The organism is Mesorhizobium sp. B2-3-14 (assembly GCF_006442175.1).
Classification (GTDB): Bacteria; Pseudomonadota; Alphaproteobacteria; order Rhizobiales; family Rhizobiaceae; genus Mesorhizobium; species Mesorhizobium australicum.
Map to the genome: position 1 here is coordinate 165702 of NZ_VFVP01000008.1, position 13045 is coordinate 178746.

Consider the following 13045-nt stretch of genomic DNA (forward strand, 5'->3'; position numbering starts at 1 on the left):
TTGGGATACACGACAGGAATTGGACGATGAAACTCTACCGCTTTCTCACCGCCCCGGACGACGCCAGCTTCTGCCATAAGGTGACGGCGGCGCTGAACAAGGGCTGGCACCTGTTCGGCTCGCCGACCTACGCCTACGACAAGAAGACCAAGACCATGCGCTGCGGCCAGGCCGTGGTGAAGGATGTCGATGGCCAGGAATACGGGCCGGATACGAAGCTCAGCGACTGGTAGCCGCTGGCAAGGAGAGCATCAGGCGGCCTCGACAATATCAAGACGCACGGTAAGTCCGGCCAGCGCGGCAAGATTGATCAACGTGTCCAGACTGAAATTCGTGATCCTGCCCCGCAGGAGGTCGCTAAGGCGTGGCTGGGTAATCCCAAGCCGGTTGGCTGCTTCGGCCTGGGTAACGTCCCAACTCCGCACCCGCTGTTCGATAGCGATCAGCAAGTTGGAGCGCATGGTCATGTTGGCGGACTCGGCCGGAGTCTCCTCCAGTGCGTCCCACACGTTTTCAAAACTCTGACGGTCCATCGTCCTTACCTCCACTAGATTTGTCTGAACCGGGATGCGGCAAGATCCAAGTTTCGTTTCACTGTCTGTTGCGTCTTCTTCTGGAAGGCGTGCAGCACATAGACAGCGTCGCCTATGCTCGCGACGTAAAGCACCCCGGAACGCGCCGGTGGCGTCGCGGACGCGGATTCCCGCACACCTGGGCCGACCGTCGTCATCGGCTTCCAGTCGCTTGGCTCTAGTCCGAGCTGCACCTTATGCAGCTGAACGCCCGTTTCCTTGCGTGCCGCCTCTGGAAAATCCCGGAGCTGGGCAAGAGAATCTCCGAGAAACTCTAAGCGCTTTGTTACTGGGATTGGTGGATTTATATCAAAACTTGTATAATTGCGCAAGGCGGTGATCCGGCCAATCGACCATAGCGGCGGCTCACCGACCATGCTGAGACCAACATGGTTAGGGATATCGACTGAGAAGGGAAGCGCGGTAACCTCTCTCTTCGTCACCTAGGGCGAAGCAAGAAGCGAAGCGGCATAGAGCAGGAAGACGAAGGTACGGGCTATTCAGCCGCCTCTTCGATCTTCTCCATATCATCGTCCGACAGGCCGAAATGGTGGCCGATCTCGTGGACCAGTACGTGGGTGACGATATCGCCCAGCGTTTCCTCGTTTTCGGCCCAGTAGTCGAGCATGGCGCGGCGGTAGAGCGTGATGCGGTTCGGGCCTTCGCCTGTCTGCGGGTTCCAGCGTTCGGCGATACCGCGCCCCTCGAACAGGCCGAGCAGGTCGAACGGCGTTTCCAGCGACAGGTCGTCCATGATCTCGTCGGTCGGGAATTCGGCGATCTGGATGACGATCTCGCCGGTCAGCTTGCGAAAATCCTCCGGCAGGTGGGCGTAGGCCTCCAGGGCCAGGAACTCCAATTCCTCCATCGAGGGCGCAAGTTCACCATGCCAGGTGCGGGTCTTGTAGATGCGGGCCATGCTTTGTCCTTTGATCCCGGCATATAGGCGTTCGCGCTGGTCGAGGCAAATGACGCCTGTACGCCGGTGTCGCGCAAGAAGAGGAATAAATTCCTTGATGAGCCTGCTTGACTCTTCCGATCCCCTCTGGAATCTATAGGAACATAACAGGAACAATTGTGAGTGAAAGCTGACCGTCATGGCGATGACCGCCGTGGCGCGGGAGACTGTTTTTGCCCTGCGCCGCCAGATCGCGAAGATCGAGGGAACACTGCCCGAGCGCCTGCAGGCGCCGGCTGGCGCGCCCCTTGATGCTGACGCCGGCAGCGATCTGACGATCGTCCGGCGCGGCCTTGCCGCGGCCTTGCCGGATGCTTGCCTGCCCATCGGCATCGAGCGGCTCGATGCCGCGCTCAGCGGCGGCCTGCCGAAAGCCGCCCTGACCGAAATCCATGGCCTGGAAACCCGCGATGCGGGCGCCGTCGCCGGTTTCGCTCTGTCGATCGTCAGCCTGATCCTCAACCAGGCGCAGGGGCTGCCCATCCTGTGGATCGGGACATCGGAAATTTTCCATGAGGCCGGCTTTCCCTATGCCAGGGGGCTGCATGCCTCGTTCGGCATCGAGCCCCAGCAATTGCTGTTTTCCGAGGCGCCCAGGCTTGTCGATGCGCTGTGGATCGCCGAGGAGGCGGCCCGCATGACCGCGCTTGCAGCCGTCATCCTGGAGATCCGCGGCAATCCGCAGCGGCTGGACCTGACCGCGACACGCCGCCTGCATGCGCGGGCGCAAGGTGCCGGCCGGCCGGTGTTCCTGCTGCGACAAGCGGCCGAGCCCGAACCGACAGCGGCGCCTGTTCGTCTGATTGTCGCTTCGGCGCCGGCCGTGCCGCGCGAAACAGTCGCCGGGCCGCTCGCCGGCTCGATCGGCCACCCGGCCTTCACCATCAGCATCGGCAAGAGCCGCACGGCCCTGCCTGGACAATTCACACTGGAGTGGAACCCCGATGAACGCAGATTCGATGAAAGAAGGGGCGAGGAAAGAAGCAGGGCAAGCAACGAATGGGCAGAGAATCCTGTCCCTGTGGTTTCCCTATCTCGCGACCGAAAGGATCCTGCGGCAGCGTCTGGGGAAATCCTGGCGTTCCCGGCCGCCGGATCATCCGCAGCCATCTCATCCACCGCTCGTGATCAGCCATCGCCAGGGCAACGCGCAGCGCATCTCGGCCCTCGACGCGCGGGCTGAGGCGCTGCACCTGAAGCGCGACATGGGGATTGCCGATGCGCGCGCCATGCATCCGTCGATCGACATCGTCGAAGCCGATCCGGAGGCCGACCGGCGCCTGCTCGAGGGCCTTGCCGACTGGTGCGACCGCTACACGCCGCTGGTGGCGCTGGACGGCATCGACGGCCTGTTCCTCGACGTCACCGGCTGCACCCATCTGTTCGGCGGCGAACGCGCCATGCTGGACGAAATCCTGTCGCGCTTCTTCCAGCAGGGTTTCGACGTCCGCGCCGGGCTTGCCGGCACGCCCGGGGCGGCCTGGGCGGCGGCCCGCTTTTGCGGCGACCGCATCGTTCCATCAGGCGAGGAGGAAGCCCTGCTCGCGCCCTTGCCGCTGGCCGCCCTTCGCATAGCGCCGGAAACCCGTACCAGCCTGGAAAGCGTGGGGCTGCGCACGGCGGGTGCCGTCATGGCGGCACCGCGCGCGCCGCTCGCCCGCCGCTTCGGCGCTTTGCTGCTCCAGCGCCTCGACCAGGCGCTTGGCCGTCTCGACGAGGCGATCTCACCGCGTCTTCCCGTCGCGCCGCTTTCGGTCGAGCGTCATCTCGCCGAGCCCGTCACGCTGACGGAGGAGATAGAGCGGCTGGTGGGCATGCTGGCGACGACCTTGAAGACCGACCTCGAACGCCGCGGCGAAGGCGCAAGGAGCCTGGCGCTGCTGCTTTTTCGCGTCGACGGCGCCGTCAGCCGCATCGCGCTCGGCACCTCGCGGCCGATGCGCGAACCCTTGCTGATCCGGAAATTGTTCCATGAAAGGCTGGCGGCACTCGAGCAGCATATCGATGCCGGCTTTGGCTTCGACCTGGTGCGCCTCTCGGTGCTGGCCGTCGCCGCTTTCGACATGCAGCAGGCCGATCTGACCGGCGAAGCGGCCGATGACGGCGCCGACATCGCCCTGTTCGCTGACCGTATCCGCGCCCGCCTCGGCGAGGGCGCGGTTCTGCAGCCGGTTCCCGTGGAAAGCCACCTGCCGGAACGCGCCGTCGCCGTCATTCCCTTCACCGAAGCCCCGCGCCGGACCACACCACCCAAGAAGCCGGACAGGATGCAGGCGCCGATGACCATCTTCCCGCCGGAACGACCGATCCGGCTGTTCCGTTCGCCCGAGCCCATCGAGGTGCCGGCCACCGAAATGCCGGAGGGACCGCCGCTGCATTTTCGTTGGCGCCGCGCGCTTTACCGTGTGACGCGCGCCGAAGGGCCGGAGCGCATCGCCGCCGAATGGTGGCGCGAGGCGCCGGGCGACGCGGCGGCGTCGACACGCGATTATTTCCGCATCGAGGATGCCGGTGGCCGCCGCTACTGGCTCTACCGGCAAGGCCTTTACGGCGGCGTCTCGCAAACCCCGCCGCGCTGGTTCATGCATGGGGTCTTCGCATGAACGCGCTGACCGTCATTCCTTATGCCGAGTTCGGCATCCAGTCGAATTTCTCCTTCCTGCGCGGCGCCTCCAAACCCGAGGAGCTGGTGGTCGCGGCCAAGCTCATGGGCTTCTCCGCGATCGGGCTCGCCGACCGCAACAGCGTCGCCGGCGTGGTGCGCGCCTGGCAGCAGGCCAAGGTCGAAAAGCTTGCCTACCATCCTGGCTGCCGGCTGGTTTTTGGCGACGGCACGCCGGACATTCTCGCCTATCCCAGGGACCGTGCGGGCTGGGGCCATCTGTGCCGCATGCTCACCCAGGCCAATCTGCGTGACGAGACCGAAAAGGGCGCCACCCTGCTCCGGCGCGACGACCTGCTCGAATGGGGGGACCGGATGTCGCTGGCGGTCCTGCCCGATCTGGCGGCCGGCGCGCAAGACAGTCTGGCTTTGCTCCGTGAACTCAGGGATCGCTTCGGCAGGGTCCTGCGGCTCGGCGTCTCACCCTGTTATGCCGGCCATGATCGCTTCCGGATCGAGCAGGCGGCGGCGTTCGCCGAGAGCACCGGCATCCCGCTGATGGCGACCAACGACGTGCTCTACCACACGGCCGAACGGCGCCCGCTGCAGGACGTGCTGACCGCGATCCGCCTCAATGTTCCGGTCGCCGAGGTGGGGCTGGAACTGACCGCCAATGCCGAACGCCATCTGAAGCCGCCGCTGGAAATGGCGCGCCTGTTCCGCCGGTATCCGCAAGCGCTGGCGGAGACGCTGCGGTTTGCGCAAGAGCTGACCTTCTCGCTCGGCGACCTTCAGTACAATTATCCCGACGAGCCGACGGAATCGGGTCTCGGACCGCAGGCGGAGCTGGAGCGACTGGCTCGGGAAGGTGCGGCCCGGCGCTTTCCCGGCGGTATCCCCGCCAGCGTGATAAAACGAATCCAGGAAGAGCTCGCCCTGATCGAGCGGCTGAATTACGCCCGTTATTTCCTGACCGTCCATGACATCATCAAATTCGCCCGAGGCGAAGGCATTCTCTGCCAGGGCCGCGGCTCCGCGGCCAATTCGATTATCTGCTTCTGCATTGGCATTACCGAGGTCGGGCCGGACAAGATCGACACGCTCTTCGAGCGTTTCATTTCCGAGGAACGCAACGAGCCGCCGGATATCGACGTCGACTTCGAGCATGAACGGCGCGAAGAGGTGATGCAGTACATCTATACGAAATACAGCTCCAAACGCACGGCACTCGCCGCCGCCGTCATCAGCTATCGCGGCCGTTCGGCGCTGCGCGAAGTGTCGAAAGCGATGGGCCTTTTGGAGGATGTCAGGGCGTCTCTCTCCGGCTCGATCTGGGGTTGGTCGACCTCGGAACTCGGCGAGAAGGAAGCCAGGGCCGGCGGCCTCGACCGCAGGGATCCGGTGTCACGGCATGTGATGGAACGCGCCAACGAGATCATGGGCTTTCCCCGCCACCTCTCCCAGCATGTCGGCGGCTTCGTCATCACCAGGGACCGGCTCGACGAGATCGTCCCCATCGTCAAGACGGCGATGGACGAGCGCAAGATGGTCGAATGGGACAAGGATGATCTCGATTCGGTGAAAATCCTCAAGGTGGATATCCTGGCGCTCGGCATGCTGACCTGCCTGCAGCGCGCTTTCACTTTGCTCGAGACCCATTACGGCGTGAGAGACGATTATGGCAGGCCATTGACCCTGGATACGATCGCCAAGGAGGATTCCCGTGTCTACGACATGATCTGCCGTGCCGATACGCTCGGCGTCTTCCAGATCGAATCGCGTGCTCAGATGTCGATGCTACCGCGTCTCAAGCCGCGCGAATTCTACGACCTCGTCATCGAGGTGGCGATCGTACGGCCGGGCCCGATCCAGGGCGACATGGTGCACCCCTATCTGCGCCGGCGGCAAGGCAAGGAAAAACCCGAATATCCCAAGGCGGAGCTGAAAGAGATTCTCGGCAAGACGCTGGGCGTGCCGCTGTTCCAGGAGCAGGCGATGAAGATCGCCATCGTCGCCGGCGGCTTCAAACCGGGCAAGGCCGATGAACTGCGCCGTGCCATGGCCACCTTCAAGCGCACCGGCACGATCGGCAATTATCGCCAGCAGATGATCGACGGCATGACAGGACGAGGCTATGAAAAGGACTTCGCCGAGCGCTGTTTCAAGCAGATCGAGGGCTTTGGCGAGTATGGCTTTCCCGAAAGCCACGCCGCCTCCTTCGCCCTGCTCGTCTATGCCTCCTGCTGGTTCAAGACCTTCTACCCGGACGTGTTCTGCGCCGCGATCCTGAATTCGCAGCCGATGGGCTTCTATCAGCCGGCGCAGCTGGTGCGCGACGCCCGCGACCATGGCGTCGACATCCGCGAGGTCGACGTCAATTTCTCCGTCTGGGACTGCACTTTGGAAAAGGCGCTTTTCGACCCGGCCCGCATCCTGCCGCGCCATGCCGAAATGCGCGGTGTCATCGAGACTCAGCATGCGGTGCGGCTCGGCTTCCGGCAGATCAAGGGACTTTCCAAGGAACGCATGGAGGTTTTCGTCGAGCGGCGCGGCGCCGGCTACTCGACGGTCCGGGATGTCTGGCTGCGCTCCGGCCTCAATGTCGACGAGATCGAGAAATTAGCGCAAGCCGACGCCTTTCGTTCCATCGGCCTCGACCGCCGCGCGGCACTATGGGAGGTCCGCGCGCTCGACGGCAAGAGTGCCGCCGAGAAGCTGCCGCTGTTCGACCAGCCGGCGCTCAGCCTGCGCGAGCTGGAGCCCGAAACGAAGCTGCCGAAAATGCCGCTCGGCGAGCATGTCATCCATGACTACCGCTCGCTCGGCCTGTCGCTGAAGGCGCATCCGGTCGCCTTCCTGCGCGAGCGGCTCGACCGCGCCGGCATCACTCCCAATGCCAGCCTGCCTTCCGTGCGCGACGGCAGGCGGGTCTCCGTTGCCGGGCTGGTGCTGGTGCGCCAGCGCCCCGGCAAGGGCAACGCGATCTTTCTCACGCTGGAAGACGACAAGGCCGTCGCCAACGTCATCTTCTGGGAAAGGACCTTCACCCGTTTCCGGCCCATCGTCATGGGTGCCCGGTTTGTGAAGGTCACCGGAAAACTGCAGTCGGAATCAGGTGTCGTCCATATCGTCGCCGAGAAGATCGAGGACCTGACGCCCTGGCTGACCGTGCTGCTGGAGAAGGTCGGTGCGGCCGCACTGCCGGCCGCCGATCCTTCGGACCGCTCCGGCCAACCCGCAATTCGGCCCGCGATGCTGAAAGACGGACGGGATCTCGCAACGCTGTCGGAAGAGGCGGAGAGGGTCATGCCCAAAGGGCGTAATTTTCAGTAGGCCCGACCCACCTTCGTCATCCACGGGCGAGCAGGAGCGAAGCTCCGTCGCGGCGACCCGAGGACGACAAACGTGATGGGTTGCTCAGCCGTAGATCTGCTTGTGGATCTGGTAGAGCATTTCCGAACGGTCGGCGCGCATGTCGGCCAGATCGCGGCTGGAGAAGCTGTCGATTTCGGCGATGAGGCGATTGTAGTGCTTGCGCTTGGCGATGCTGGTGCGAGCGCGGGTCACGAGGTCGTTGAAGATCATAGCAAGGTTCCTTCTGTGCCGCATTCGGCGCGGCCGTTTCTTCCTCCCTTGATCGGTACGGATCATGACATAGGAATGGTGCGTTGCAAAAAGAAGATGTTGCAATGCACCATTGCAGCCAGCGCATAGCCGGTTAATGGCTTCCTAAGCTCCCGCACGACGCGCGGCCCGGGCCGGCAGACGAGCCGCCTTCTATTTTGTCTTACAAATTAGCGTTACCCCGTCTTGCCAGATCGATTGCGGGCTGGCTTGATCCAATGTCACCTGATGCCTGGAGGAAACATGGCGGCCGCAGATTATTATGAAGTTCTCGATCCGCGTTTCGGGCGCCTGTTCAACGGCAACGCGCAGGTGGAGAAGCTGTTCACCGGCTGCCGGTGGGCGGAAGGGCCGGCCTGGTTCGCCGCCGGCCGCTATGTCGTCTGGTCGGACATTCCGAACAACCGCATGATGCGCTACGACGAGACGGACGGCAGCGTTAGTGTCTTCCGTCAGCCGTCCGGCAATTCCAACGGCAACACCGTCGACCGGCAAGGCCGGCTGGTCACCTGCGAGCATTCGGGCCGGCGCGTCAGCCGCACCGAGCATGACGGCTCGATCACCACCATCGCCGCCAAATGGAAGGGCAAGCCGCTGAACTCGCCCAACGACGCGGTGGTGAAGTCCGACGGCTCGATCTGGTTCACCGATCCGACCTACGGCATCGACACCGACTATGAGGGCGACAAAGCCGAGAGTGAAATCGGCGCCTGCCATGTCTACCGGGTCGATCCCGACACGGGCGATATCGAGGCTGTCATCACCGACATGGTCAGGCCGAACGGCCTTGCCTTCTCACTCGACGAAAGCCTGCTCTATGTCGTCGACACCGGCCGCACGCATGGCGCCGAGAACCCGGCGCATATGCGGGTGTTCAACGTCGGCAAGCACGGCAAGAAGGTTTCCGGAGGCAAGGTGTTCGCCGACTGCACGGCCGGACTGTTCGACGGCTTCCGGCTCGACGCCGATGGGCGTATCTGGACGAGTGCCGCCGACGGCATCCATTGCTACGATCCCGACGGCACGCTGATCGGCAAGGTCAAGGTGCCGGAGGTGACCGCCAATTGCGTTTTCGGCGGCGCCAAGCTGAACTGTCTCTACATCGCAGGCACCACCTCGCTTTATTCGGTGCGCCTGATGGTGAATGGGGCCAAGACCTATTGAGCCTGCTGGAAACGCTTCTCTGGCGTCCCTTATTGGCCGTTTTGCGGGTAGCCACAGCGCCCGCTTCGCCGCGGCTTCCGGAGCCACGATCCTGCAGTTCGCCGGAGCGGAGTTCGAAGCCGCCTGTCGGCGGTATCAGACACAATTCAAGGGGAGGGCGTCATGCCATTCGTCAACATCCGCATCGTCAAGGAAGTGATCGCCGCCGATCCGGCCGGCAAGAAGGCTGACATCGCCAGGAAAGTCACGGCGGCCATCATGGACGCCACCGGGCTGGGCAATGACGATGTCTGGGTGGTCTTCGAGGAGGTCAATGCCCGCGACTGGTACGTCGGCAAGACCGACGTGGAGACGTTGAGAGGCAAGAAATAATCCCAAGGCGCGATGAGCGCCGTAAATCCTGGGCTCTGCTCAGGAAGGTGAAGGTGCGGCGGCCGTGTCCGCGCCGGCCGTACCTTCACCCGGCCGGCGCTTCGCCCAGCTCTCCAGCCAGTCGCGGCTTTGCATCTCGATCAGCCGCGATGCGGTTCGCTCGAATTCGAACACCTCGACGCCGCGCTTGGCCACATAAAGCGCGTGCGGTGGCGCCTCGGCGCTCACCACCAGCCGCGTATGATGGTCGTAGAGCGTGTCGATCAACAGGATGAAGCGTTTGGCCTCGTTGCGCTTGCCTTCGCCCAGTACCGGCACACGGTCGATGAAAACAGTCGAAAACCGCCCGGTGATCGCCAGGTAATCGCGCGCGCCGAGCGGCTTTTCGCAGAGGTCGGCGAAGGTGAAACGCGCAGCGTCACCAGCGGCGGCCGGCACCACCACCTTGCGTCCCTTCAGCGTCAGCGAGGTCTCGGCCGTCGGCGCACCGCGCGTCATCGCCTGCCAGGCCTCGTCGAGCGCCTGGTCGGCCGCCGCATCGGCCGGCGTGACATAGACCGGCGTACGGGCGAGCTTTTCCAGCCGGTAATCCTTGTCGCTGTCCAGCGACAGCACCTGCGCGTGGCGTTCCAGTATGGCGATGAACGGTAGGAAAAGCTGGCGGTTCAACCCGTCACGGTAAAGGTCTTGCGGCGCCACGTTCGAGGTGGCCACCAGTACGACCCCGTTGGCAAACAGTGCCGAGAACAGCCTGGACAGGATCATGGCGTCGGCGATGTCGGTGACCGAGAACTCGTCGAAACACAGCACCCAGGCCTGCTCGGCGAGCGCCTTGGCCACCGGCGGGATCGGATCGTCTTCCCTGACCGTGCCTTCCTTGCGCGCCTGCCGGTGTTTCTGGATACGGTCCTGCACATCGGCCATGAAGTCGTTGAAATGCACACGGCGCTTGCGCCTGACCGGGAGGAGCTCGAAGAACATGTCCATCAGCATGGTCTTGCCGCGGCCGACGCCGCCATGGATGTAGAGGCCCTTGACAGCTTCATGCGTCTCGCGCTTGCGCGCAAACAGCCAGCCCAGTGCACTGGACTTGTGCGCCAGCCGCTTAGCCGAGATCTCGACGGTCAGCCGGTCGAGCGCGGCGGCGATCGCTTCCTGCGCAGCATCGCGCTCGATCGCGCCTGATACCACCAGATGGTCGTAGCGCTGCCGGACGGTCGGATGGGTCTGGAGGCCGTCACGCAGATGCATCGATCACGTCATTGTTCAGAGCAGGATGCCCAGAGAAAGGGTGCGCCGAGATTGAGGTCACGCCGCCGGCATCACCTGAATGTCGGCATCTCCTACCTCGTAAGCGAGATCGGTTGCCCGTTGGAAGTCTGGCCGTCGAATTTCGAGCCGCCCGACGAATAGAGCCGCGCCAGCGAACCGCCATTCTCGTCATAAAGCGTCAGCTGCTTGCCGGCGACGTTCCACGACTTGATGCCGTCGATCGGCGCCGGGCAATGCAGCGGCCCGGCGCGGAAACCGGCGCCGAACTTGGTCTGCGGCGTCGCCACCTTGCAGCTCTGGCCGGAGACGCTGACGTTCCAGACACCGGCGACGGCCGCCGCGCTGAGATCGGCGGCACCCGCGGGCGCCGCGCCGTCCGGCGGCAGCGAAGCAACTTGCGTGTTAGCCGGCGCGGTCGGGAACCGCGACGGGTCGGTGGTGCCGGGTGAGGCCGGCGGCGGCAGCTGGTTGGAACTCACCTGGCCAGCGGGGGCTGGCTGCAGCGGCGCCGGTTGCTGGTCGTCCATCGACGAGAAGCGTGAGGTTGAGCAGCCGCTCGCAACGAGTGCCGCCAGGGATACGGCCACCAGGCCGCCTTTCGAAAAATTCATTACAACCTCCGTCGGATCCGGCTGGGGGGAAACCGTCCGCGCAATCTCACCTCCACCAAGATGGAGAAGGTGGCGAAATTTCAACCCGATATGGTTAAAATAGGGTTTGTGGGATGAATTGTTGCAAATTTATCGCACTCACCCGGCGAGCGGCGCACTCGGCACGAACACATATCCGTCCGGTCCGACGATATAGCACTCGCGCAGACCATGCGGCTTGTCGATCGCGCCGGCCAGCACGATGTGGCCATGCTCCAGCGCCGCCGCCTCGATCGCGTCGGGCTCCGCGCCATAGAGACGTAGTTCGATGCCGGCACCGCGCGTCTCCGTACCCGCGATGGAGCCCGTCATGGGATTGTCGAGATACGAATGGTCCGCATGCAGCATGAACACCGATCCCAGAAGCTCGAGCGCGGCGAAATCCTCGTCGGCATAGACGATGCGGGCGCCAAGCACGTCACCGCAGAAGGCTTCCATCGCCGCCATGTCCGATACCAGCAGATTGACGCCGATGCCGCGCGGCAGCGAGCGGCCGAAATCCTCGGCCTTCATCCAGGGTGTCTTGGTCCGCTTCATCGCCATGGCGTCTTCCTCCTGATGCCGCGATCCTAGCCGAGACCGCCTTGCCGCCCTTGGCCTTCGGCCGGCAAACGCTTGCGCCAGCCGCGTCAGGGCTTATGTCTATGGCCAATTCCAGGAAAGGTGTGTGGCGATTTCCCCGGGAAAACGCGCAGCACTTTCCCCCTGGGAATTGAGTGAAAACAAAGAGTTCACCGAAACCCGCCGGAGCGCAGACCTTGGCCGCCAGAAAGAAAGCCGCCAACCGCTACTACAGCGGCCCGCCCAGCGACCATTTCGACGGCAGCCTGTTCTTCAATCCCGGCGGCCGGATGCCCGGCCCCTTCAAGGATCTGCTGAAATGGCAGTTCAGCGGCCAGCGCTCGAAATGGCCGGCTGCCAGCCCGAGCCCCTTTGCGCAGGCAAAGCCGGCGGCGGCGGTCGAAGGCGCCGATCTGGTCGTGACCATGGTCGGCCATTCGACCTTGCTGATCCAGACAGCCGGGCTGAACATCCTTACCGATCCGGTCTGGTCGGAGCGCACATCGCCGTTCTCCTTTGCCGGACCCAGGCGCGTCAATCCGCCGGGTATCGCCCTTGGCGATCTGCCGGCGATCGACCTCGTGCTGGTCAGCCACAACCACTATGACCATCTCGACCTTGCCACGCTGAGGCAGTTGCAGGAGAAGCACGATCCGCTGGTGGTGACGCCGCTCGGCAACGATGCCATCATCGCCGCCGCGGTGCCCGGGACGCGGCTTTCCGCGCATGACTGGGGCGACAGGGTCGATGTCTCCGACGGCACCGCTATCCACGTCGAGCCCGCGCATCACTGGTCGGCGCGCGGGGCGCGCGACCGGCGCATGGCGCTGTGGGCCGGCTTCGTCATCGAGACGCCGGGCGGAAAAATCTATTTCGCCGGTGATACCGGCTTCCACGGCGGCATCAACTACCGGCTGATGGCGGAGAGGCATGGCGGCTTCCGCTTCGCCATCCTGCCGATCGGCGCCTACGAGCCGCGCTGGTTCATGGCGCCGCAGCACCAGAACCCCGAGGAAGCGGTCCAGGGCATGTCGTTGTGCAACGCAGCCTTCGCCGCCGGCTGCCATTGGGGCACGTTCCAGCTCACCGACGAGCCGTTCGACGAACCGGTGCGGAAGCTGGCCGAGGCGCTGGACGGCCGAGGCATCCCACAGGAGCGCTTTCGCGCCTTGCGGCCCGGCGAGATCTGGGAAGTGCCCCGGATATGATCGCCTCGATGGCTGGAATGACCGTTTACGCTGCCATGGTTTTCGCTGATGGTCATCCGCGG

General features: G+C 64.1%; 14 protein-coding genes. 7 read left to right on the top strand and 7 right to left on the bottom strand.

Annotated features, from left to right (window positions below; all coding sequences use genetic code 11):
* Positions 1 to 26 precede the first annotated feature (26 nt).
* Positions 27 to 233: a DUF1737 domain-containing protein gene (locus FJ950_RS20920; RefSeq protein ID WP_015314987.1), complete on the top strand. Its 207-nt coding sequence runs from the start codon at positions 27 to 29 to the stop codon at positions 231 to 233.
* Between the two features lie 18 nt (positions 234 to 251).
* On the opposite strand, the gene FJ950_RS30190 is transcribed toward FJ950_RS20920, so the two are convergent.
* From FJ950_RS30190 to FJ950_RS20935, 3 genes are all read right to left on the bottom strand, one after another.
* Positions 252 to 533: an XRE family transcriptional regulator gene (locus FJ950_RS30190; protein ID WP_015314988.1), complete on the bottom strand. Its 282-nt coding sequence runs from the start codon at positions 531 to 533 to the stop codon at positions 252 to 254.
* Between the two features lie 14 nt (positions 534 to 547).
* Positions 548 to 868: a type II toxin-antitoxin system RelE/ParE family toxin gene (locus tag FJ950_RS20930; RefSeq protein WP_348641175.1), complete on the bottom strand. Its 321-nt coding sequence runs from the start codon at positions 866 to 868 to the stop codon at positions 548 to 550.
* Positions 869 to 1068: 200 nt separating this feature from the next.
* Positions 1069 to 1491 carry a metallopeptidase family protein gene (locus FJ950_RS20935; RefSeq protein ID WP_140618287.1) on the bottom strand — a complete coding sequence of 141 codons (423 nt, stop codon included), beginning with the start codon at positions 1489 to 1491 and terminating at the stop codon, positions 1069 to 1071.
* Positions 1492 to 1669: 178 nt separating this feature from the next.
* On the opposite strand from FJ950_RS20935, the gene FJ950_RS20940 reads away from it, so the two are divergent.
* The 3 genes from FJ950_RS20940 to FJ950_RS20950 are packed head-to-tail and all read left to right on the top strand — an operon-like array spanning position 1670 to position 7465.
* The gene (locus tag FJ950_RS20940; protein ID WP_140618289.1) at positions 1670 to 2713 is read left to right on the top strand and encodes a hypothetical protein; all 1044 of its coding nucleotides are present in this window, start codon (positions 1670 to 1672) and stop codon (positions 2711 to 2713) included.
* On the top strand, positions 2655 to 4133 hold the full coding sequence (locus tag FJ950_RS20945; RefSeq protein WP_140618291.1) for a DUF6504 family protein: 1479 nt from the start codon (positions 2655 to 2657) through the stop codon (positions 4131 to 4133). The genes FJ950_RS20940 and FJ950_RS20945 overlap by 59 nt, the downstream gene beginning before the upstream one ends.
* On the top strand, positions 4130 to 7465 hold the full coding sequence (locus tag FJ950_RS20950; RefSeq protein WP_140618292.1) for an error-prone DNA polymerase: 3336 nt from the start codon (positions 4130 to 4132) through the stop codon (positions 7463 to 7465). Before FJ950_RS20945 ends, FJ950_RS20950 begins: the two co-directional genes overlap by 4 nt.
* A gap of 84 nt (positions 7466 to 7549) precedes the next feature.
* Here FJ950_RS20950 and FJ950_RS20955 read toward each other — a convergent pair whose 3' ends face one another.
* Positions 7550 to 7717 (bottom strand): hypothetical protein, encoded by a 168-nt coding sequence (locus FJ950_RS20955; RefSeq protein WP_015314993.1) that lies wholly within the window; start codon positions 7715 to 7717, stop codon positions 7550 to 7552.
* A gap of 282 nt (positions 7718 to 7999) precedes the next feature.
* Here FJ950_RS20955 and FJ950_RS20960 point away from each other — a divergent pair, with 282 nt between their 5' ends.
* Positions 8000 to 8920: an SMP-30/gluconolactonase/LRE family protein gene (locus tag FJ950_RS20960; protein WP_015314994.1), complete on the top strand. Its 921-nt coding sequence runs from the start codon at positions 8000 to 8002 to the stop codon at positions 8918 to 8920.
* Between the two features lie 162 nt (positions 8921 to 9082).
* A complete protein-coding gene (locus tag FJ950_RS20965; protein WP_140618294.1) occupies positions 9083 to 9292 on the top strand; it encodes a 4-oxalocrotonate tautomerase family protein in 210 nt (69 codons plus the stop codon).
* Between the two features lie 39 nt (positions 9293 to 9331).
* Here FJ950_RS20965 and zapE read toward each other — a convergent pair whose 3' ends face one another.
* The 3 genes from zapE to FJ950_RS20980 form a co-directional block, all read right to left on the bottom strand.
* On the bottom strand, positions 9332 to 10543 hold the full coding sequence (gene zapE / locus FJ950_RS20970) for a cell division protein ZapE (RefSeq protein ID WP_140618296.1): 1212 nt from the start codon (positions 10541 to 10543) through the stop codon (positions 9332 to 9334).
* Positions 10544 to 10635: 92 nt separating this feature from the next.
* The gene (locus FJ950_RS20975) at positions 10636 to 11175 is read right to left on the bottom strand and encodes a protease inhibitor Inh/omp19 family protein (protein WP_015314997.1); all 540 of its coding nucleotides are present in this window, start codon (positions 11173 to 11175) and stop codon (positions 10636 to 10638) included.
* Between the two features lie 138 nt (positions 11176 to 11313).
* Complete coding sequence (locus tag FJ950_RS20980) at positions 11314 to 11757, bottom strand: hypothetical protein (protein ID WP_015314998.1); 444 nt, start codon at positions 11755 to 11757, stop codon at positions 11314 to 11316.
* 215 nt (positions 11758 to 11972) lie between these two features.
* Between FJ950_RS20980 and FJ950_RS20985 the strand changes: the two genes are divergently transcribed.
* Positions 11973 to 12983 carry an MBL fold metallo-hydrolase gene (locus FJ950_RS20985; RefSeq protein ID WP_140618297.1) on the top strand — a complete coding sequence of 337 codons (1011 nt, stop codon included), beginning with the start codon at positions 11973 to 11975 and terminating at the stop codon, positions 12981 to 12983.
* The last annotated feature ends 62 nt before the right edge of the window (positions 12984 to 13045 follow it).